Below are 20,622 nucleotides of genomic sequence, written 5' to 3'. Positions count from 1 at the left end.
ATGGTCTACGATGGTTAAACGGCTATGATGGTTAGAATGGTTAAAAATGGTTTAAATGGCTGCATGGTTAAATGGTTACAGGTCTAAAAACCATCCAACCATTTTTAACCATTTAACCATCAAAACCATTTTTAACCATCAAAACCATTTCTAACCATCTATTTTATCAATTTTAAAACTTCTTCTGCAATTTCCCGCGCGGCTTTGGGCCGGGCCAATTCGCGAATGTGTTGACTAAGTGTTTGCTGTTCTCCGGGATCGGCCAGAAGCCGCAGTGCCGCCGGAACCAGATCGGTGGGGGCTTCACGGTCGTTGACCAGCAAAGCCGCCTGCCGGTTCACCAGACTCATCGCATTTTTGGTCTGGTGATCTTCCGAAGCCGCTGGAAACGGCACCAGAATCGCCGGTTTTTCGACCAGGCAAAGCTCGGACACCGACAACGCTCCCGCCCGCGACACCACCACATCGGCGGCTGCGTAGGCCAGATTCATTTCGTAAATAAAATCAAATGCTTTGACCCGGCTGGCTCCGGCATCGGCGATGGCTTTGCGGGCGCGTTCGATGAACAGAGGCCCGGTTTGCCAGACAACCTGATGGCCGGAATCGACCAGCAGCCGAAGGTCTTTTTCGATGCTTTCGTTGATGGTGCGCGCCCCCTGGCTGCCCCCAATGATCAGCAAGGTTTTGCGACCGGGTTCCAGCTTGAAAAAAGCCAGGCCTTCCGGGCGTTTCCCCTTGGCCTGCATAATGTCGGTCCGGACGGGATTGCCCGTCAGCTTGATTTTTTGAATGGAAAAAAACGCTTCCATGCCGGGATAGGCCACGCAGATGGTTTTGGCTCCGCGCGACAACAACTTGTTGGTCAACCCGGCGTATGAATTCTGCTCCTGAATCAGTGTCGGAATGCCCTTCAACGAAGCCGCCAGCAAAACCGGGCCGCTGGCGTAGCCCCCCACGCCCACGGCCACATCCGGCCCGAAGTCACGGACGACCTGTTGCGCCTTTAGAAAACTCCGCCCCAGTTTGAACGGGAAAGCCAGATTCTCCAGCGTCAGCTTCCGTTTAATCCCGACCACCGGCAAGCCGATGATCCGGTAGCCAGCCCGCGGCACTTTTTCCATTTCCATCTTTCCTTCCGCTCCCACAAACAAAATTTCGGTGGTTGGATCGATGGTTTTCAGCTCATTGGCAATGGCAATCGCCGGATAAATGTGTCCGCCGGTTCCTCCACCGCTGATGATGATGCGTTTTGGCATAGTGGGTTGACTCCAAATTGAAATTACGAAAATGTTAAAAATCGTTCGTAATCAGTCGATTATGGTTAAATTTTGCTTTCGTCGGCTTCTCCCCGGCTCACACTGATGATAATACCGATGGCGGTTCCGGTGAAGAGCAGGGATGTGCCGCCCATGCTGAGTAGCGGCAGGGGCTGGCCCGTTACGGGAACCAATCCGACCGAAACCGCCATATTGATCATCGCCTGAATCACAATGCTGAACGTTAGACCGGCCGACAGCAAACCGCCATACGCCCGGTTGGCCTTTCGAATGGCCCGCATCCCGCGCCAGAGCAGATAGAGATAGGCCGCAATGATGACGATGCCGCCGATCAGCCCATACTCTTCCACGATCATGGCAAAAATAAAGTCGGAATAGGAGTGGGGCAGGAAATTCCGCTGGTGGCTGTTTCCCGGCCCCTGTCCGTAAATTCCGCCGTGTGCCAGGGCGATGTACGATTGTTCAACCTGAAATTCGGGCGGTCGCCTTCCGTTGAAGGTTTCCCAGTAATTGGTCAGACGGCTGCCCGATGTTTTAGCCCGCTGCCCGATCAAAAGAGCAAAGCTACCCATGATCATGCAAACCACCACCATGATGAGTAAATACTTGCTGGGTACGCGTCCGATAAACATGAGCAGGAAGCAGGTGGCAGCCAGCAAAGCTGCCGTCGATGCGTTACTCAAAACGATGCAGGCACAGATAATCCCGATCCAGCCAATCATGTTGACCAGAACGCTGGGGTCATATTGTTCCTTTTTGATGTGCTGCCGTTTGGCCAGCATGGCGGCCAGATTGGAGATCAGTGCCAGTTTGGCCAAATCCGAGGGCTGAAAGGTCTGGTTGATCAGCGGAATGGTGATCCAGCGCGAGGCCTCGTTCAGGTTGGTCCCTTTAAAATAAGCCCACAGCAACAGGGGTACCGACAACCACATGCCAAACCGCGACAGCCGGGCGTAGTAGACGTAGTTGAACCGGTGAGCCACCCACATGCAGGCCAGCCCCAGCACCACCAGCGCGCCGTGTTTAAAGAGGTAATGTTCCGTTGATTGCAATTTCTGATAGGCCATCGTCCCTGTGGCACTATACACAACCGCCACGCTCATAATGGACAGAAACAGCACCACCCCCCAAATGTGGTAGTCGCCTTTGATGTTGCTTTTCAACCAATCTGTTGGAGAGATCGTCATATCTGAGTGAAGAGTTAAGAGTAAAGAGTGAAGAGTGAAAATGGCTGACGCACACGTTAACTCTTCACTCTTCACTCATCATTCATAATTCTTTTTACGGCTTCTTTGAACTGATTGCCCCGGTCCTCGTAATTACGAAACAGATCGAAGCTGGCGCAGGCGGGTGATAGCAAAACCGTATCGCCCGGATTGGCTAATTCCAGCCCTTTGGCAACGGCTTCGTTGACGTCCTGCGTCTCGAACAAGGTCGGCACGCGGTCCGCAAAATAGCTCACCAGTTTCCGGTTATCTTTTCCCAGACAAATTAACGCTTTTACTTTTTTCCGAACCAACGGCTCAAGCTGGTCGTATTCATTTCCTTTGTCCAAACCGCCCGCGATCCACACCACTGGCGTAGTTATGCTTTCCAAAGCGTAATAAACCGAATCGACGTTCGTGGCTTTCGAGTCGTTGATGAATTGTACGCCCTTGATTTCGCCCGCCGGTTCGAGCCGGTGAGCAGCATTTTGGAACGTCAGTAATCCTTCCCGCAGTGCGTCCGGTTTGACGCCGACCGCCAGAGCCGCCAGCGTTGCCGCCAGCATGTTGATCGCGTTATGCTGGCCTTTCAACGGCAGATCAGCCAGTGGAATCTCAAGGGACTGAGAACCATTGTCGATTACCAGCAAACCGTCTTTCAGATACGCCCCTGGTTTGGGCGCATCGACCAGCGATACGGGCAACAGCCGGGGCACCGGTTTTTTAACGGGCAGGGCCTCGCTGATCACCGGACTTTCCTGGTAGTAGATAAACGTGTCGTCGGGGGTCATGTTTTGCAAAATACGGAATTTCGAGTCCACGTATTTCGAAAACTGGTACTCGTAGCGGTCGAGGTGATCGGGCGTGATGTTGAGCAGGATGGCGACATTCATTCGGGCCTGAACCATATCGTCCAACTGGAAACTGCTCAGTTCCAGAACATAATAGTCAAACGAATGGTCGAGAACCTGCTGAGCGAAACTTTCGCCGATGTTGCCCGCCAGACCGACGTTGAAGCCGGCGGTTTTCAGCAGATGATGGGTCAGGAGCGTTGTGGTGGTTTTTCCATTGCTGCCCGTAATGCCGATCAGTTGGGCGTTCGTGTAGCGCGAAGCCAGTTCGATTTCCGAAATAACCGGGATTTTCTTTTCCCGGAGTTTCTGAATAATGGGCGCTTTTTCGGGAATGCCGGGGCTTTTCACCACTTCGTCGGCCTGAAAAATGGTTTCTTCGGTGTGTTGTCCTTCTTCAAACGGGATGCCCTCTTGCTGGAGAATCTGGCGATAGGATTCCTGTAAGAGACTTTTGTCCGACAAAAAAACCGTGTATCCTTTTGCCTTTGCCAGCAAAGCTGCCCCAACACCGCTTTCGCCCCCGCCCAAAACAATCATCAATTCCCTAGTACCTTTCATAGATTCATGTGCAAACCGGAGACAAAAATAGGGGTTTCGCTGTAGTCTGTTCGCCCGTTCACCAATCTTTTTGTTTCTAAAAAAGAAACCCCGCTCAGGAGCGGGGTCGATGGAGTGGGTACAGTGGAAAGGTTACTCTTTCTTTTCCTGCGACCTAACCCGGTTGGCCGCCTTAACAATGAGGAACACAACCCAGGCAATGATTAAAAACTGAATGACAATGTTGAGAAAATTACCGTACCGAATAGCCACTTCCGGCGTTTCACCGACGGCTTCCTTCAGAACAATTTTCAAATTACTGAAATCGACACCGCCCGTTACGAGCCCCAGGATCGGGTTGATAATATCTTCAACCAGAGAGGTGGTTATTTTTCCGAAAGCCGCACCAATAATGACACCCACGGCCAAATCCAGTACGTTGCCCTGAGCAATGAAGGTTTTAAATTCTTTCAGCATGGATTGAGTGGTTAAGTTGATTGGCAGGAAGTTATGAAATGTAACCGTTTTGTCAAATTTATTTACAAAAAAAGAAAAACCGGTCTCATTTCGCCTGTCTGGCAACTTAGCCGTCTATTTTCTTTTCTTCCACCCACACCCGCATTTCTTCCAAAGTCATGGCGCCATACTGCGTTGCCAGTGCCACATCGGCAGCATCCCGGCCATAGGCAACCACGATCCGATTGCCACGGGGTTCTTTTTGGGTGGCGTCGAACGTATACCAACGACCATCGATGAACGCTTCGAACCAGGCGTGCAGATCCATCGGCTCAAGCAGGTGCAGATAGCCTACCACCATCCGGGCCGGAATGTTGATACTGCGGCAGAGCGAAATGCCCAGGTGCGCAAAATCCCGGCAGACGCCAATGCGTTTTTCGGCGGTTTCAACAGCCGACGTGCTGGCATCGCTGGTGCCGTACTGGTAGGTCACGCGGGTCTGGATCCAGTTCCGGATCGCTTCAACCTGGTCGTAGCCGGGGAGGGCGGTTTCCGTAATTTCGGCCGCCAGGGCTCCCAAACGGTCCGACTGGCAGTAGCGGCTGGGCAGTAAAAACTGCAGGGTGTCGTCGGGCAAATCCTGCACGGGCACAAAGGGCGCGCCGGGAGCCGTATCGATTTCGTCGGCAGTTTCGACCACCAGCGATATTTGAATCTTAAACTTGCCTTCCGGTGCCATCAGTCGCTGGCACAGATTGCCGTACGGGTCGGTGTATTCGATCACCGGAATGCTCGGTTCGATCTGGTATTCCTCGGAAATTACCCATTGCCCGGCACCGGAGCGGGGGCGTAACATAAGCACAACAGGTGCTGGAGCCGGAACTTCGTAGAGGAGTTCACAGCCGGCGAAAAGTTTCATAAATTGTCAGGATGCGAGCGTCGGTTTAAAGTTGCTCAAGCTTTCCTAACTGCAATTTCAGTGAAATTGTTCTTTGTTTTTCAAGCGAAAACGAATTATTTCCTGTCCGGTTGAACACAAAAACGACCCCGGTTTCAGATCGGGGTCGTTTTTGTGTTGAAGTAGGATAGATCCGCTAAATCTTCACGGAATATTTCTGCTGATACGTCTTCGTTTTGAACTGATCGAAAGGTTCTTTGCTGTAATGGTCGCCCCCGATAAAGGTGATGATCTGATGAAATTCCGGGGCTTTTATGTATCCGGGGACGGGTTGAATCGGCTGAAATTTCTCGTTCAGAAACACGACGGTCGGGTAGCTTAGCTGGTTGCGCAACAACGCAGCCGCCAGTTGGTGATAGCCCCGGCCGCCCTGCGCAACGTACACAAATTTATCCGTTCCCAGCACGATGTCGGCCTTCTGTTCGGCGTTCAGCTTAACGGCATAATAGTTTTTGTTGATATAATCGACAACGGAGGGATTGGTGAATGTTTCGCGATCCATGACCTTGCACCAGCCGCACCAGTCGGTATACACGTCGATGAAAACCTTTTTCGGCGTTTTCTGATTCAGCGCAAAGGCTTCCTCAATCGTCAGCCACTTGATTTTTGCTTCCTCTTTGGCCGCTTCCGGGCGGGGCCGAAACGAAACCAGAGTCACTGCCATAAGCAGCATGGTTACAATGACGGTGAATAATTTATTCATAAGTCTGATGATTTAGGCAAAACCGCTTCCGGGCTTGCTGTACCGAATTAGATAACGAAAGATACCAGGAAAACCGTGTAGCACAATGCGAAGTTCGCGCTCCTTCTTTTGACTTCAGAAAAGAGGAAGAGTAACACGTTTTCGCTAAAAAACTATTGAAGGTATCGATTCCGTCATTCAAAATGGATTTTGGTCATCGTGTAAGTCCTTGATCGACCCGAAACCGATGACATCCCGGAATACCGGGTTATCGCGGAGTTCGGTGGCCCGCATCAGCTTATCACTGCCGAATTTCGCTTTCACTTCATAAACCGTTTTCCGAAGCGTGTTTTTACGGGTATTGTCTTCAAACAAGCTGAAAGGAACCAGTTGGGCCGGGATAAAGCGAAACACACTGACGCTCATGCTCCGGATCGAGTGGTTCAAAATGGGTTCACACTGGTTGAGTTTCTGAAACCGCTCGAAGCGTTGCCGGATCAGGTGGTAGAGCTCCATACTGTCCTGCCTGGGTTCGGGCAGCCGGACTTCGTCGCTGTAGTTTCGGCCGTCGTGATACCGGCAGTAAAACGTCACGATCTGGCAGAAAACATCCTGGCGCACCATCCGGCGCTCGAGCGTCAGGCAAAGCGACTGGAGTAATTCATCCAGTTGTTCTTCGGATCGTCGTTGGGCCGTCGAAATGGTTCGCATGGCCTGCATACTCTTGTAGGCGCTGGTTTCCAGATCCACTTCGCCCCCGAAGTTCAGCCGCAAATGCCAGTGCCAGCCGATGACGCTTTGACAAACCGCCCGCAGCCGTTCGGGCGACGCATACCGCAGATTCAGGGGCGTCAGAATGCCTTTGTCTTCGAGCCGTTTTGCCATTCGGGTTCCAATGCCGGGCAAATCCGTCAGTTTCAGATTCCGTAAAACGTCGTCGATGGTTTCGGGCGTGATCATCACCAGACCGTCGGGCTTCTGAAGATCGGAACCTAATTTGGCCAGAAACGCATTGGGCGCAATCCCGATGGAGCAGCGTAAATAATCACCGACTTTGTCGCGAATGTCCCGTTTGATCTGCTGAGCAACCTCCCGCACGTCCTTGTACATCAACTGACAGCGTGTGAGGTCGACCACCGCTTCGTCGATGCTTTTCGGCAAGACATCGGGCGTAAACTGGCGGAGCACATCGATGATGGCAACGTGAAATTCACGGTACCGTTTGGAGTTTGTTTCAACCGGTACCAGATCCGGGCAAATCTTTACGGCTTCGTCCAGCCGCATCCCAAGCCTGATTCCCAGTCGTTTGGCTTCGATGGAGGGCGCAATCACACAGCCCTGTTTTCCGGTATAGACGCACACCGCAATCGGGCGGTCGCGCAGGTAATAATTCACCTGTTGCTCGCAACTGGCAAAAAAACTGTTCATATCGACGAACAGAACCGTCGGTTTTGTATATTCCCCCAACCGCTTCATCCTATTTTCTAGCTATCGTATAATATTATTCTGGTAGTTTTCATCGGATTTGTTGTTTTATTTAGTAAATTTGATCACAATATATAATACTTATATTATAAAAGTCAACAACTATATTATGTTTAACGAACCCGGAAAATCTTTTGAGGAGGGTTTAGAGCCGATTCAGGAGCGGTTGCGGCAAGTATTTGACGCGCTGGAAATCAGTATCTACCAGGCTGCCAAAGACCTGGGTGAGAACTCATCGAAGTTTTATAACATCCTGAACGGCCGCGCTAAACCATCGTATGACACCATCATGCGGTTGTTGGAGCAATATCCGCAGGTACGGGCCGACTTTCTGTTGCGGGGGCAAAAACCCGTGTTGGACGAGCCGGAGCAGAACGGAAAAATTATTGAACTGGAGGTACGGTACACCGATCTTCCTTTTGTGCCGACGCGTTTCTACGCGAGCTTCATCGAGACCTACATTGAAGGAATCAGTATGGCACAGATGGAAACGTACCGCGTTCCGGTTCATCTGGTGGGCAATCACAAGGACCCGGTCGTTATCGAGGTTTCGGGCAACAGCATGACGCCACAACTGGCCAACGGAGCGAAAGTATTGGCGATTCTGGTGGACCCGAACAATTGGGAATACCAGTCGGGCGGCATCTTTGCGGTGATTTACCGCGACTTTTTCGTCGTTAAACGCATCAAAGACAACGAATTACTGACCAAACAGCGGCTCACGCTGCATTCCGATAATCCAAACGGTGGCAGCGTTACGGTTCCGTTGAAAGACATTCGCGGAATCTGGAAAATCGTGCGGGTCATCGACTCGCCAGTGGAGTAGGAATGTAAATAATAACCGGCTTAAAATGGACAGACACCTGTCAGGTTTTGAAAACCTGACAGGTGTCTGTCCATTTTAAGCCGTATCTCCGTGAAAAGCAATAAAGGCAGCCCGCCCACCAAACCAACTCAAAACTTCATCGCGACATACTAAAATCGGTTTTTCAGAAATCAATGATTGAAAAGAAGAATGCGGCCATTTAGCCAATTTTCTACAAAAACCGTGTTTGACGGGATTATGGTGGATATAGTAAATAAGCTGGTTGTAATATCGTTCATCGCTTACTCCTTTTCTTTTGAAAGGATTCAGGAATAAGAGGGTGTTGGGAAATATTATTTGGTTATTTTGCCAATCGGTTCAACATCAATGCACAGTTAGCCCATAAGATCCATGCTTCTGCACTGGCAGTCGTCTGCTCGTAGTCTTTAGTAACTCTCCGAAAGTGATTTAACCAGGCAAAAGTTCGTTCTACAACCCAGCGTTTTCTAAGGGGAACGAAACCTTTTATCCAAAACGGTTTTGAACTAACTTCAAACAGCAACTGCTGCTGTTTGACTACATCAGCGAACAAGCCCTCGTAAGCCGAATCAGTAAGCACTTTTTGGAGCCGTTGGCTCCACGATTCTATTCCCTTCAAAACGTTTACTCCCGCTTGACTATCGGCCTGATTAGCGGCATGAACATACACGTTCCAAAGCCTGCCACCAGTGTCAACTATAATCTGTCGTTTCCGTCCGTTTACTTTCTTGGCAGCGTCAAGTCCCCGTTGCTCGGAGAGCAGTGGTGCGAGTTTAACGCTCTGACTATCAACACAAACTAAGGAAGGTGTTGGTTGGCGTCCTTGAGCAACCCGGTCTCGTTGATTCAAAGCCTGATTGAGCAGATTTAAACGATTTTCCTTCTTCCATTTGACAAAGTAGTACGGGGCCGCCCGTGCGGTAAACGGCCTGCCAGTGCGGATAGTGACTGGGTAAATTGCGCCATTGGCACCCTGTACGCAGAATATAGAAAATAGCGTTCGTCACATGCCGTAAGCAAAGTCGGCGTTTCCGTTGTGTTGGCAAATAGTTTTCAATAAATTGCCACAGCGCCGGCTGCCCGGTGGGTGTCTGTAAGCTCATTAAATTGAGTAACCATACCTCTATTGTGTTGCAACATAAAGGTAAGCAGACACCCACTTTTTTCAGCCAGTTATAAAATCCCCAACAACTTCTAAAGCTCCTTTTCGCCCGAACCGCCGGTTGTAGGCTTTGGCGTATGCATTGAAGAAATTCGAAAATATTTGACTGAGTTGAAAGGTTATTTTATCCTGTAATTCCAGAGAACTCAGATTTTCAGGCACTTCAAAATAAGATACCAGCTCGCTTTCAGACTTTATACGAACAAACAAATGAAAATGGTTAGGCATCAAACAATAGGCAAAGGTATCGACTACAGGCGTGCAGTGCTCTGCGTATTTTTTCAGAAAGTAATGGTAGTTAGGGAGTTTTCCCTAAACAATAAGTCCGATGCGTTAGCGTGGTTATAGATGTGATAATACTGATCAGGCAGCAGAGGAAGGGGACTAACTGACATAGCGGAAGTTTTATCTGTTTAGACGTAGAAACCCCTGTCAGGTTTTCAGAACCTGACAGGGGTTTTTGTTTAACTTGCGAATGGATTTAACCGCTTCTATTTGATGAACCTCAACGGAAAGGCCAAAGAACAAATGAGCTACGACGCCATCGTCATCGGCTCGGGAATCAGCGGGGGCTGGGCGGCCAAAGAACTGTGTGAAAAGGGACTGAAAACCCTCGTGCTGGAACGGGGCCGCATGGTGAAACACATCACGGATTACCCGACTGCGATGGCCAATCCGTGGGATCTGCCCCACCGCAACCGGATGCCCGACACGTTTGAAGCCGCTAATCCCGTAGCCACCAAATGTTACGCGCTGGACGAGGCTACGCAGCAGTATTTCGTGAAAGATGCCGAACATCCGTACATTCAGGAAAAACCGTTCGACTGGATTCGCGGCTACCAGGTGGGCGGGAAATCGCTGATCTGGGCGCGGCAAACGCAGCGGTGGAGCGACTATGAATTTGTTGCCCCGGCCCGCGACGGTTTCGCCGTCGACTGGCCCATCCGCTACGCCGACCTGGCACCCTGGTATAGCCGGGTCGAGAAGTTTGTCGGGATTAGTGGCAACAAAGACGGGATCGACAGCTTGCCCGATGGCGAGTTTCTGCCACCCTTTGAATTAAACTGCGTCGAAAAACACATTCAGACCGCCGTTAAAACCAACTACGCTGACCGGCACGTGATCATTGGCCGATGCGCCCACCTGACCAAACCGCAGCCCATTCACTTGCAGCAGGGCAGAGGGCAATGCCAGGCACGGCATTTGTGCTACCGGGGCTGTCCGTTTGGCGGTTATTTCAGTTCCAACTCCGCGACCTTGCCGTGGGCGGCCAAAACCGGTAATCTGACAATTCGGCCCGATTCCGTGGTTCATTCCATCATTTACAATGAACAGAAAGGCAAGGCAACGGGGGTGCGGGTGATCGACGCCCATACGAAGCAAACGACCGAGTATTTTGCCAAAATCATCTTTGTCAATGCGGCCTGTCTGAATTCCAATCTGGTGTTATTGAATTCGACCTCAAAACGCTTTCCGAATGGACTGGGCAACGACAACGGGCTGCTGGGCCGCTACGTAGCCTTCCATAATTACCGGGGCAGTCTGACGGCTTCGTTCGAGGGTTATGAGGACCAGTATTTCTACGGACGTCGACCGACCACGGCTTTTATGCCTTCCTTCCGCAATGTGAAAAAACAGGAAACGGACTTTCAGCGGGGCTACATGGTGGCCTTTAGCGCCAGCCGCGCCGGTTGGGGACGTGGCAATGGGCAGGAAGGATTCGGGGCGGAATTTAAAGAAAGTCTGCTGACACCGGGCGACTGGAGCGTGTATATGATGATGCAGGCCGAAACCGTTCCGAAATACGAAAACCACGTTCGATTGAGTGCCGATCAGAAAGATCCCTGGGGTATTCCGCAACTGATTACGTCGGTGGGGTACGACGACAATGACATAAAAATCTTGAAAGACTTTCTGGTGCAGGGGGCCGAAATGCTCGACAAATCAGGGTGTAAAAACATCGCGTCTTATGACGATAACCGCAATCCGGGTTTGGACATTCACGAAATGGGCGGTGTCAGGATGGGAAAAGACCCCAAAACGTCGCTGCTGAACAAGTGGAATCAGTTTCACAACGTCAAAAATGTTTTCGTCACCGACGGGGCCTGCATGACATCGGTCGGCAACCAAAACCCGTCCATTACGTTTATGGCCCTGACGGCACGAGCGGCCAATTACGCGGCTGCGGAGTTGAAGAAAGGGAAGCTGTAAACTTAATGATGAGTTATGAACGATGAATGCGTCAGCCCCATTCATCGTTCATAACTCATCATTAAGTTCAATACCGGATTGTCCAATATGGGTTTTCCTGGGCTTTGGTGCTGGTCTGGATATGGTCTTTGATCAATTTATCGTAGTCGGCGGTTTTGATTTTCTTGCCTTTGATTTTTTTTGTAGCGGTTAATTCTTTCGAGACGTCCCGCATCTCAATCTTGCTGGCGGTAACGACCGCGTCACCGTCGTTGAGATCCAGTTCCAGGATCAAGCCCGGTAAACCGAAATACTGCTCGGGTCCGGCCGAAACCGGAATGTCCTGGGCAAACCAGGCAACAACTTTCTGTTGCTTGATGGGGTCTTCGGTTTCGGCCTTCATGCAGATGTGGCCAGCGATGTCTTTCAACTGGTTCAGAATCTTCCATTGGGGCGTTTTCAGGGAATCGTCGATGAGGTAGGTTCTTCCCAGCATTTCGATCACGTCCGACTTGGTTTCCTGTTTGAAATCACGACGGATGATGTAATCGCTGTTTCGGTAGGACCACTGACCGTTTTCGCTCCGCCAGTACTCACTTTCGTTCGTATACAGACTTTGATCTTCGTTGAAATACAACACCATTTGGGTGGGGCGGCTGCTGTAGTTTTTGTTTGTAGCCTTCATGCGTTCTTTCTGATCCAGGCTCAGAAACGTCATCCGGGACATGATTTTAACGTAATCCTGCGTGCGGTCATACGTAACAACACCTTCCATTTTTTGGGCCATTGACGGGGCACCGATCATTACAAGAAGAAGAATCAGAAGCTTTTTCATTATCATTTGCGGTTCCTGCTGATTAATAAATGTAGTTATTTTGACGCATTTGCGACTTCAGGCCCCGTAGGTTATACGAAAAGGAGAGCATGAAATACCGCGCCAGCGTTTGAACCCGCTCGGTTTGAACGTAATTCTGGTAAGCCTGTTGCGTAATGCCCCGGTTTTTGTTGAAAACGTCATAGGCCGTCAGCCGTACCTCCGCTTTGTTGTCTTTCAGGAAGAGTTTGTAGACGGCCAGGTTCAAAATCGGCAACTCCTGTCTAAAATCAAACTTGGGGTTTTTGTAAATCTGGTAATTCATCCGTCCGTTGAAGAAAATCCCCTTGGGCAACTGGACGTTCATGTTACCGCCGTAGTTGTAATTATAAATCGTCAGGTTTTGCGCCGTATTGACGGAATACTTCGTATCCGTGATGCTAAAGTTAAACGTTGGATAGAACGTAAATTTTTCGCTCGGTGTCAAATCCAGGCTCATGTAGGCGTTGTAGTTGTTGTTGTTGGTTTGGTTTGGGACACCGTTGATGAACGTCGGGAATTTGTTGAGGTTGGTGTAAAAATTCGTATTCAACACCGCTTTCGTCTTTTTTATCGGGAAACTAAAATAAACGCTTCCGCCTTTGGTGGTTCCACCGCTGATGTTCTCCGGGCGGGTGGTCGTCACCAGCAATTCATTAACCGTTTGATTATAAACGATTTGATTGATGTTGTAGCCGTAGTTGACATTGACGAACACGTTGACAAAGCTACCGGGATTGAAGACGCCAAATCCGCCACTGACCCGGTGCGTAAGCGAGGGTAATAAATCGGGATTTCCTTCCCGAATAAATCGGGGATTACTATTGTCGATAACCGGTTGCAAATCACTCGTTTGTGGCTGGTTGACGTTAACGTTGTAACCAGCGTTAAACCGTTTGTTCTTCTTGTTGTAGTTTACGCTGACATTGGGAACAACCGAGAAATAATTGCGGTCGACTTTCGTAAAATTCGAGGACCCCTGATTCGAGGCAAATTGCCCGGCCTGATGAAACCACATCCCCGCCAAACCGCCCGACACATTAAATCCTTTGTCGGAATAACGGATCAGAGAGCCAATCCGGTTGTAGGTAAAATCGTTGGTGTAATACCGGCTCAGCGTTTCATTCCGAACGGAAATCTGGTCACCGACATCGAACACGTCACGATCGACCTTGTCGTTGCGTCGGCTGAAGTTGTAAAACGTTTCCCAGAACGTTGTTTTTGATAAGGGTTCGGTATAATCCAGGCTGGACTTGATTTCGGTTCGTAGACTGCTGGTGACGTTGTCCTGGTTGATGCTAAAAATCGTCGGGCCGGTGGCGGTGGTGTCATTAAAATAGGTGTTGGTCGAACGTTGCTGGGCCGAGCCATCGGTATCATTCACGTTGTAGGCCAGGCTGGCGGCAAAGTTGCGCCCTTTCTTCCGGAAGGTATGCCGGTAAATTGCCGTTGTCGCAAGCTGGAAACCGTTGAACTGGTTGTAGTTGGCAAAATTGGTTTGGCTGGTTAGTGTATCCTTATTTTTGTCCTTAAAAAAGTCCTGATCGCTGAACAGGGCCGTGTTGCCATTGTTGGCGCGCAGATTGCCGATGATCACCAGGGTATTGAGCGAATCGATTTTTTTTTCAAACCGGGCACTGCCCCGGTGGTTTCGGGTCAGGCTGCCCTGGCTTTTGAGATCCGTATTAAAAAAAGAACTATTGGGCAGAGTAGTTTCTTTATCCAAATCGGAGTTAAGCGTCAGACCGCTCTGGTTGTAGAAATAATTGGAGCTGAGTTTGGTCTTTTTGGTATCGTAATTGTAGTTCGCTCCCCCGGCATAGTTACGGGAAAAACCCCGGCTGTTGCTACCCCCACCCGTGATCGGAACACCGATGCCATCATCGCCCCCAAAGAAGTAGACCCCTCCGCTGTAGAACCCGAAATCGCCCTGATCTTCCCAGTTAAAGGATTGACTTCCCCGAAAATCCTGGTAATCATCGAACGATAAGCCGGTCTGGTTGATGTTATTGCCGAGACCAATCACCGACATTTGTTCCTTGGTATTGAAGCGGTTATAATTCCCCCGGAGCTGAAACCGGTCTTTCGTTCCGACGCCCGCTGTCACTTTTCCGAAACCGCCTTTGCGATGGCTTTCTTTCAGTTCCAGATTGACGGCCTTTTCCCGTTTTCCGTCGTCGATGCCCGTCGTCTTGGCGGCTTCTGTTTTGTCGTTGAACACCTGCACCTTCGAAATGGCGTCGGCGGGAAGGTTCTTGGTGGCTAGTTTGGGATCTGAGCCGAAGAATGTTTTTCCGTCGACGGTGACTTTCGTGACGTTTTCGCCCTGGGCTTTGATGTTTCCTTCCTGATCGACCTGCATCCCCGGCAGTTTGCGGAGCAATTCTTCTACCGTTGATCCGGGCGGTACTTTGAACGAAGCGGCATTGTACTCGATGGTATCGCCCCGAATGCTTAGCGGTGCTTTGGCCGCTTTAATGACCACTTCCAGTAATTCTTTCTGAATGGGCTTGATGGGCAAGGCCCCCAGATCGGTCACCTCGCTGTTGTCGGGATTCACTTCTACCTGCAAGGGCAAAAAACCAACGTACGATACTTTCAGAATGTATGGAGCCCGCTTTACATTCCGGAATTCAAACGCCCCTTTGTCGTTGGTTCGACCGAAATTGACCAGTGCGGAATCTTTTGGGGTCAGCAGCATGACCGTTGCTCCGGGCATGACGGCTTTGGACGTATCGGTGATGGAGCCCCGGATGGTGATCCGGTTCGACTGTTGGGCAAAAGCCGCCTGGCAGCATACCGTTAGTAACAGCAGCAGGAAAAGTTTTCTCATGGGGAACAGGAATCGATTGACGAATAAGGATCGGCAAGTTGGAAAGAATTAACATCCGTTGCTGAAAGTTAACAAATTTTAATAGTTACAACTATAATTGTAGTTAAAAAATATTTTTATAGGGACAATGCCGGGTTAGCAAACAGGCGGGGCAATTCTGAAAAACAAGGGAAAGACATTGATTCACAGCGGACTGTTGCATGAATCAACAGAAAAACGGAGAAAGTATATTTTGTTATATGTTCCTTATCAAATTAATTCATCGACCCGCACCAGCCGGTATTTTTTCTGCTGTAAATACGCAAGAAGTTCGTCCAGGTGCGCATACAGTTTATCGGTTCGGGCGGGATGAGTCCCAACGTGAAGCAAGAGAATAAAACCGTTCAAGCCGACCGGATGCCGCTGTTCCTGCGCATAGATGGACGCTAAAATAACCCGGCTACTGCGGTAATTTTTCAGATCGGGCGTCGTGTAATCGGCGTGGCTGAGAGTTCCGGGCGTAAAGTTGATGAGTTGGAAACCTGCGGTTTTGGTCCAGGCGGCAATCGTGTCGTTATACCATTCGTAGGGCGGCAGGAAATACCGGGCGTCTTTTTTCGAGATACCGTAGGATTGCATGGCTGCGTAATTCTGCTCCAGATCGTTGCGAAACTGCGTTTGAGTTACCAGCAGGCTGTCGCGCTTTGTCCAGTCGCAATACAGCAAATGGGCGTCGGAATGCGCACCGAGGTAATGACCATCTTGTTTCAGGTTGCGAATCAGCGTTTGAAAACCGGCGTTGCGGTAGAACCGGCCCGTCAGGAAAAACGAAGCAGAAACCCGGTGATGCGCTAGTTTCTGCCGGATTTGTTCTCCTCCATCGGCATATTCATCCCCCGTAAACACGATCGCCAGCCGTCGGGCGGTTGTGTCGCCCCGAATGATGGCGCCCCGGTGCCGCGAAATATATTTTTCGGGGTTTGTGTCGTTCCGTGCAACGTCGGCGACCCGGACTGCATCTTTTACCCAATTATCGATCCCAGGAGCGATAGCCCAACACAGTAAACACAACCAAACGATCAGCATAGCGGGACACCATTACTTCCAAAAACACCGTATCATGAATTTGATGAACTCTTGGGCTACCCGGACCCCTATGGCCACTCCATTGACCAATTACACCGTTGAAATGGAACACACCGGTTTATCCGGGTGGATCAGCTACCGTGAATCCATGCTAACGTTGCGGTTTTCGTACGAACGCATGTTGACCTCCATCTACGTCTTTGTTCCGGGCAACGAACAATGGCCTGCGTATTGCCGGAGTGCCGGTGCCAAAGTCGCCACTCCACGCCGAACCGAAATCATTCAGCGCATTGCCACCGAACTGCGCAACCAGCAAGCTCCGTCGATGGTGCAAATTAATGATTTTGGAATAGAAGTGGTGTTTTGAAAGATCGAAACGAAAAATACCGGTATTGGGTCGTTGCTTAAAGAAACAGCTCCCCAGCTACTGAACGTCGAGCTGGGGAGTGAGTAGTACGTGCACACCCAAAGATTGATACACTTATCGCTTTATTCCAGTTGAAGTGCATTTGGTAACACGCAACGAAAAATATCCTGAAATCGGCCCTCAATTCATTGCCAGATTTGCTTTGCCTTCTTCCACACCGGTTACCTCAAATTTTAATGCCGGATTTTTGCTCAGCACATCGATCAGGTCGTCGGTGCTGCCTGTATGCTCAATGTGAAGGACTCCTTCGGTTGTACCGCTTTTCAGATTTTTCTTCACCCCTTTTACCTTCGGATTCTTTGCGAGCCCGGTGGCTAACGCCTGTAATTTGGCATAATTGACATTCGTCACGACAATTTCGGTGGAATTCGCGGCCGCATCCGGCGATGCGGTAACACGGGCTACCGCACCACCTTTGGGTTTTACAGCCTCAGTACCTGCAAACTGCAAATTCATCGTACAGAGTCGCTCCATCAGGTATTGGGCCATGTTGTCCGAAGCATTCCGAATGGCAGTTTTGTTGGCAATCGCTTCCGAAACGTCGATCCCGCCACCCGCAATGGTGTTGGTGGCTAAAATAGAACCGTCTTCGGTCGCAATGGCCCGAATTTCCAGCCGGGCCCGGCTGGAAACCATCCCGCCCTGCGAATTGGTTCGTTCCGAAATGGTCTGCCCCGTGATAATCATATGGGCTCCCATCTTCAGCCCCAGGGTTGCCATGGCCCCCAAATCGGCGGAAGAATCGGCCATCTGCCGCATTTTTCCGTAAATTTTAGGGTCGACGACGCGGAAACCTGCTTCGACAAAATGCCGGATCAACTCTGTCTCGGTCGCCGATTGCTCGATAACCACCGGTTTAAAAACCGCCGATGAACCCGTTTGGCGGCTGGCCGTATTCTCCGGTTTGGTCGGTTCGTCCCGCCGGCGACCAAATATGCCCTGAACAACGTCGCGGGCCAAGCCTACGTTTGCTTCGCGTTCTTTCAGTGCCAGTTCGCGTTCGCGCCGGTTCAGGTCGGTGGTGGTGTTGTCGCGGGCGGTTCCGGCGGTGGTGGCTTCCGTCACCAGAATGATAATTTTGGGCGATCCATTGCGTAAGGTCTGACAATTCTGGGCCGTATACCGTTTTACTTCTTTCGGTTTCATCGGCTCCGGAATGTCCATGTTGTCTTTTTCGTCAGCCAGAATTTCCACGGATTTGATGATGGCTTTCTGGGTGGCATCCTGTACGGCCCGGTTCTGGGTAGTTCCGGCTACTTTTACGCCAAACATGCTGGCTCCGGTAAAGCCGGACGAGTTACCTTTCATGTTCACATCGCGGCTGAAGAGTACTTCACCGGTTTGTGGATTCAATACTTTCAGCGTAAAACCAACGGTGGCCTGATTTCCACCCACACTGAAACCGGCTACGGAAGTTGATGTTTTGCCTTCCGAAAAGTCCGTTACTTCGCCCGTAATAATCAGTTGCGCCCCCAGCATGGCTCCGGCCTGCGGACCCGAACCATTGGTGAAACCATCCTGAGCAAAAGCCATTTCACCCGTCGCATCGCCGACATTGCGGTTCATTTCGAGTACCCGAAAACAATTAGTCTGCTGGATGGCCGAAGTGAGCATGGTCGCCAGTTCATCACCGAACGTAGCGTTGGCCTGTGACGATTTGGCCGAGACGTTGAAGCGGGCAACTTTCACCGTCACGCGCTTGTCGCGTGGTAATCCTTTGCATTTTTCGGCCACTTTTTCGAGCGTAACTTTGGGCTCTTTCTGTGCCCAACCAAGAGAGGGTAACAGGCAATTACCGGCAATCAGAAATCCACAAACGAATCGGTAAAAATTGTTTATCATAGTTTTAAGGAATAGGTGGCTGGGCGAGAGGGGCAAGCCACTGTTTAACTTGATCGAATGTAACTGATTATCAAAATGAAATAATCGGTAACTTTACTACCAGGGATTCTACCTATACAGAGTCGCCGATTCTCTCAGTGAGGATTTCTGATTAGAATGACAAACTCACTTCCTTTTGCTTTAATACGTAAATCTAACCAGCGTAATTCATGTCCTTTCTTTCCCTTCGGCATACGATGGCGAGGCTCGTTGGCCTTTTGCTGCTCCTTGGATTGACGCTGGTGGCAGGCAGGGCACAACAGCCCCAATACCTGAAACTCCAGTCGCATAAACTGCTCTATGCGGATACGGTGTATCGGGAGGCCCTTGCGAAGAAAGATTCGTTGTTGCTGGCAGAAGCCTATTACCTGTATGGAAAAACCTACGAAGCCTCCGGTGACCGTCTGACCGCCCACCGCTGGTTTCTCAAATCATTAAAAATCATTGAACCCCGTGGCGGCTCCTTTGATTTGGCCAGATTGTACGTTCGGTTGAGCGGCACGCAGGAAAACCGCGAGGACAGGCTCCTGTATGCGTATCGGGCTCTGGAGATGGCGAAGCGCATCCACTCTGATAAAGCCTTGATCAGAGCGTACGGATGTCTGATGGGTTTTTATATCTATAATGGACCCGATGGAACTCCGGATCGATCTAAATCACAGGCCGATAGCGTGTTGCACTATTACCAGGAAATAAACCAACTTGCTTATAAACTGAAAGATACCGTAACCCGTATTGAAAACCACTTGGCGGTTGGTCGCTTTTGGAGAAGTGTGGGCCAGAACCAGACCGGAACAGACTACCTGAAAAAAGCGCTGGAACTGGCAACGCAGCAGAAAGAGCAGGGAATTCGGATGAAGCTCATGCTGGAACTGGCTTCGGCGTATACCAGTCTGGGTCAGCCCAGGCAGGCATGGTCATTTCTTTCTCAGGCCCAGCAACTGCTCAACCAGAGTCCATTCATCGACCATTTTATCAATTATAGTTTTGAAAGCAATTATCAATTGTATTATCAATCCATTGGCGACTGGAAACGTGCGTATGTGCACAGCGAAAAATTGCGTCAGATTGAACGTAATAATTACACCGTTGATCACGCAGGGGCTATCTCCCGCCTGAACATGGAGTATAAAGCCGGGCAAAAAGATGCACTCCTGAAAGCCCAGCAGAAAGAACTGGCGTTGCGTTCGGAAACCCTGTTCGTTCAGCAACGGCTGACCTGGGCCGTCTCGACCCTCCTGCTCGTCACGATTGTCACGAGCATCATTTTTTTTCGACTCTATCGCAAAAACCACCGCATCAGTGCCCGGAATGCCGAGTTGGTGAAAGAGCAGAACCACCGGGTGAAGAACAACCTGCAGGTGGTGTCCAGTCTGCTCAACCTGCATTCCAAACAACTTGTCGACGAAACCGCCCGGAAAGCCGTGGAAGAAAGCCAGTTGCGGGTGCAGGCGATGGCTCTGCTGCATCGCCGGCTTTACGATGGCGAAGGGCTGGTGACTGTCAATCTGCCTGATTTTATTCCTGAACTGGTCGAGAGTGTCATCCGTGCCTTTGGTTATTCCGGGATTCAGACGGTATACGACCTGGAAGCGTTCGAGTTATCGGCCACCCATGCCTTGTCGTTGGGATTGATTGTGAACGAATTAACCACCAATGCCTGTAAATATGCGTTCCCGGATCATCCTGACCCGGTTTTCCGGGTGATGAGTCGGCGGCAGGGAAGTGCGCTACTGCTGACCGTTACCGATAATGGACCGGGGCTATCTTTTTTGCAAACCGGTACGGCTATTTTTAGGGAAAGTAAGACCTTCGGAATGCGTCTCATTCAGATCCAGGTCGACCAGTTGTATGGCTCCTGTCAGTTTCATTCGGAAGCGGGCACCCGGTTTGAGATGCAGTTTAAAATTTGA

General features: G+C 50.3%; 17 protein-coding genes. 4 read left to right on the top strand and 13 right to left on the bottom strand.

The annotated features are described in order from the left end of the window. Positions 1-158: 158 nt before the first annotated feature. The 7 genes from murG to DUE52_RS18285 form a co-directional block, all read right to left on the bottom strand. A complete protein-coding gene (gene murG, locus DUE52_RS18315) occupies positions 159-1,256 on the bottom strand; it encodes an undecaprenyldiphospho-muramoylpentapeptide beta-N-acetylglucosaminyltransferase (protein WP_114407487.1) in 1,098 nt (365 codons plus the stop codon). Positions 1,257-1,321: 65 nt separating this feature from the next. Then, on the bottom strand, positions 1,322-2,464 hold the full coding sequence (locus tag DUE52_RS18310) for an FtsW/RodA/SpoVE family cell cycle protein (RefSeq protein ID WP_170315701.1): 1,143 nt from the start codon (positions 2,462-2,464) through the stop codon (positions 1,322-1,324). 71 nt (positions 2,465-2,535) lie between these two features. Continuing rightward, on the bottom strand, positions 2,536-3,894 hold the full coding sequence (gene murD / locus DUE52_RS18305; RefSeq protein ID WP_114407486.1) for a UDP-N-acetylmuramoyl-L-alanine--D-glutamate ligase: 1,359 nt from the start codon (positions 3,892-3,894) through the stop codon (positions 2,536-2,538). A gap of 132 nt (positions 3,895-4,026) precedes the next feature. Then, positions 4,027-4,350 (bottom strand): large-conductance mechanosensitive channel protein MscL, encoded by a 324-nt coding sequence (gene mscL, locus DUE52_RS18300; RefSeq protein WP_114407609.1) that lies wholly within the window; start codon positions 4,348-4,350, stop codon positions 4,027-4,029. Between the two features lie 106 nt (positions 4,351-4,456). After that, entirely contained in the window at positions 4,457-5,248 is a 792-nt protein-coding gene (locus tag DUE52_RS18295) for a transglutaminase family protein (protein WP_114407485.1), read from the bottom strand. A 175-nt stretch (positions 5,249-5,423) separates the two neighbouring features. Beyond that, positions 5,424-5,990: a thioredoxin family protein gene (locus tag DUE52_RS18290; protein WP_229312218.1), complete on the bottom strand. Its 567-nt coding sequence runs from the start codon at positions 5,988-5,990 to the stop codon at positions 5,424-5,426. 177 nt (positions 5,991-6,167) lie between these two features. Next, positions 6,168-7,445: a DNA polymerase Y family protein gene (locus DUE52_RS18285; protein WP_114407484.1), complete on the bottom strand. Its 1,278-nt coding sequence runs from the start codon at positions 7,443-7,445 to the stop codon at positions 6,168-6,170. Between the two features lie 118 nt (positions 7,446-7,563). Between DUE52_RS18285 and DUE52_RS18280 the strand changes: the two genes are divergently transcribed. Next, positions 7,564-8,280: a LexA family transcriptional regulator gene (locus DUE52_RS18280; protein ID WP_114407483.1), complete on the top strand. Its 717-nt coding sequence runs from the start codon at positions 7,564-7,566 to the stop codon at positions 8,278-8,280. Between the two features lie 340 nt (positions 8,281-8,620). Here the strand turns inward: DUE52_RS18280 and DUE52_RS18275 are convergent, their stop codons facing one another. Both DUE52_RS18275 and DUE52_RS33095 read right to left on the bottom strand, forming a co-directional pair. Continuing rightward, the gene (locus DUE52_RS18275; RefSeq protein ID WP_229312217.1) at positions 8,621-9,148 is read right to left on the bottom strand and encodes a transposase; all 528 of its coding nucleotides are present in this window, start codon (positions 9,146-9,148) and stop codon (positions 8,621-8,623) included. Then, positions 9,087-9,401, bottom strand: coding sequence for a transposase (locus DUE52_RS33095; RefSeq protein ID WP_374755909.1), 315 nt, complete (start codon positions 9,399-9,401; stop codon positions 9,087-9,089). The genes DUE52_RS18275 and DUE52_RS33095 overlap by 62 nt, the downstream gene beginning before the upstream one ends. Before the next feature lie 557 nt (positions 9,402-9,958). Here DUE52_RS33095 and DUE52_RS18265 point away from each other — a divergent pair. Next, positions 9,959-11,671 (top strand): GMC oxidoreductase, encoded by a 1,713-nt coding sequence (locus tag DUE52_RS18265; protein ID WP_114407481.1) that lies wholly within the window; start codon positions 9,959-9,961, stop codon positions 11,669-11,671. 67 nt (positions 11,672-11,738) lie between these two features. Here the strand turns inward: DUE52_RS18265 and DUE52_RS18260 are convergent, their stop codons facing one another. From DUE52_RS18260 to DUE52_RS18250, 3 genes are all read right to left on the bottom strand, one after another. Then, positions 11,739-12,485 (bottom strand): GLPGLI family protein, encoded by a 747-nt coding sequence (locus tag DUE52_RS18260; protein ID WP_229312216.1) that lies wholly within the window; start codon positions 12,483-12,485, stop codon positions 11,739-11,741. A gap of 22 nt (positions 12,486-12,507) precedes the next feature. Further along, positions 12,508-15,336, bottom strand: a complete 2,829-nt coding sequence (locus DUE52_RS18255; RefSeq protein ID WP_114407479.1) for an outer membrane beta-barrel family protein — start codon at positions 15,334-15,336, stop codon at positions 12,508-12,510. A gap of 249 nt (positions 15,337-15,585) precedes the next feature. Next, a complete protein-coding gene (locus DUE52_RS18250; protein WP_114407478.1) occupies positions 15,586-16,401 on the bottom strand; it encodes a polysaccharide deacetylase family protein in 816 nt (271 codons plus the stop codon). Positions 16,402-16,471: 70 nt separating this feature from the next. On the opposite strand from DUE52_RS18250, the gene DUE52_RS18245 reads away from it, so the two are divergent. After that, the gene (locus DUE52_RS18245) at positions 16,472-16,768 is read left to right on the top strand and encodes a hypothetical protein (protein ID WP_133299874.1); all 297 of its coding nucleotides are present in this window, start codon (positions 16,472-16,474) and stop codon (positions 16,766-16,768) included. Positions 16,769-16,948: 180 nt separating this feature from the next. Here DUE52_RS18245 and DUE52_RS18240 read toward each other — a convergent pair whose 3' ends face one another. After that, positions 16,949-18,670 carry a CsgG/HfaB family protein gene (locus DUE52_RS18240; RefSeq protein WP_114407476.1) on the bottom strand — a complete coding sequence of 574 codons (1,722 nt, stop codon included), beginning with the start codon at positions 18,668-18,670 and terminating at the stop codon, positions 16,949-16,951. Between the two features lie 209 nt (positions 18,671-18,879). On the opposite strand from DUE52_RS18240, the gene DUE52_RS18235 reads away from it, so the two are divergent. Further along, the gene (locus DUE52_RS18235; protein ID WP_114407475.1) at positions 18,880-20,622 is read left to right on the top strand and encodes a sensor histidine kinase; all 1,743 of its coding nucleotides are present in this window, start codon (positions 18,880-18,882) and stop codon (positions 20,620-20,622) included.

Origin of the sequence: Larkinella punicea (genome assembly GCF_003334855.1) — a bacterium.
Taxonomy (GTDB): Bacteria; Bacteroidota; Bacteroidia; order Cytophagales; family Spirosomataceae; genus Larkinella; species Larkinella punicea.
Note: the sequence above shows the minus strand (reverse complement) of the source record. Positions and strands in the feature narration are given on the sequence as shown.

Bases quoted from the DNA above. Each gene is read 5' to 3' on its own strand.
- murG (WP_114407487.1), bottom strand. From the start codon at position 1,256: ATGCCAAAACGCATCATCATCAGCGGTGGAGGAACCGGCGGACACATT.
- DUE52_RS18310 (WP_170315701.1), bottom strand. From the start codon at position 2,464: ATGACGATCTCTCCAACAGATTGGTTGAAAAGCAACATCAAAGGCGAC.
- murD (WP_114407486.1), bottom strand. From the start codon at position 3,894: ATGAAAGGTACTAGGGAATTGATGATTGTTTTGGGCGGGGGCGAAAGC.
- mscL (WP_114407609.1), bottom strand. From the start codon at position 4,350: ATGCTGAAAGAATTTAAAACCTTCATTGCTCAGGGCAACGTACTGGAT.
- DUE52_RS18295 (WP_114407485.1), bottom strand. From the start codon at position 5,248: ATGAAACTTTTCGCCGGCTGTGAACTCCTCTACGAAGTTCCGGCTCCA.
- DUE52_RS18290 (WP_229312218.1), bottom strand. From the start codon at position 5,990: ATGAATAAATTATTCACCGTCATTGTAACCATGCTGCTTATGGCAGTG.
- DUE52_RS18285 (WP_114407484.1), bottom strand. From the start codon at position 7,445: ATGAAGCGGTTGGGGGAATATACAAAACCGACGGTTCTGTTCGTCGAT.
- DUE52_RS18280 (WP_114407483.1), top strand. From the start codon at position 7,564: ATGTTTAACGAACCCGGAAAATCTTTTGAGGAGGGTTTAGAGCCGATT.
- DUE52_RS33095 (WP_374755909.1), bottom strand. From the start codon at position 9,401: ATGAGCTTACAGACACCCACCGGGCAGCCGGCGCTGTGGCAATTTATT.
- DUE52_RS18265 (WP_114407481.1), top strand. From the start codon at position 9,959: ATGAACCTCAACGGAAAGGCCAAAGAACAAATGAGCTACGACGCCATC.
- DUE52_RS18260 (WP_229312216.1), bottom strand. From the start codon at position 12,485: ATGAAAAAGCTTCTGATTCTTCTTCTTGTAATGATCGGTGCCCCGTCA.
- DUE52_RS18255 (WP_114407479.1), bottom strand. From the start codon at position 15,336: ATGAGAAAACTTTTCCTGCTGCTGTTACTAACGGTATGCTGCCAGGCG.
- DUE52_RS18250 (WP_114407478.1), bottom strand. From the start codon at position 16,401: ATGCTGATCGTTTGGTTGTGTTTACTGTGTTGGGCTATCGCTCCTGGG.
- DUE52_RS18245 (WP_133299874.1), top strand. From the start codon at position 16,472: ATGGCCACTCCATTGACCAATTACACCGTTGAAATGGAACACACCGGT.
- DUE52_RS18240 (WP_114407476.1), bottom strand. From the start codon at position 18,670: ATGATAAACAATTTTTACCGATTCGTTTGTGGATTTCTGATTGCCGGT.
- DUE52_RS18235 (WP_114407475.1), top strand. From the start codon at position 18,880: ATGTCCTTTCTTTCCCTTCGGCATACGATGGCGAGGCTCGTTGGCCTT.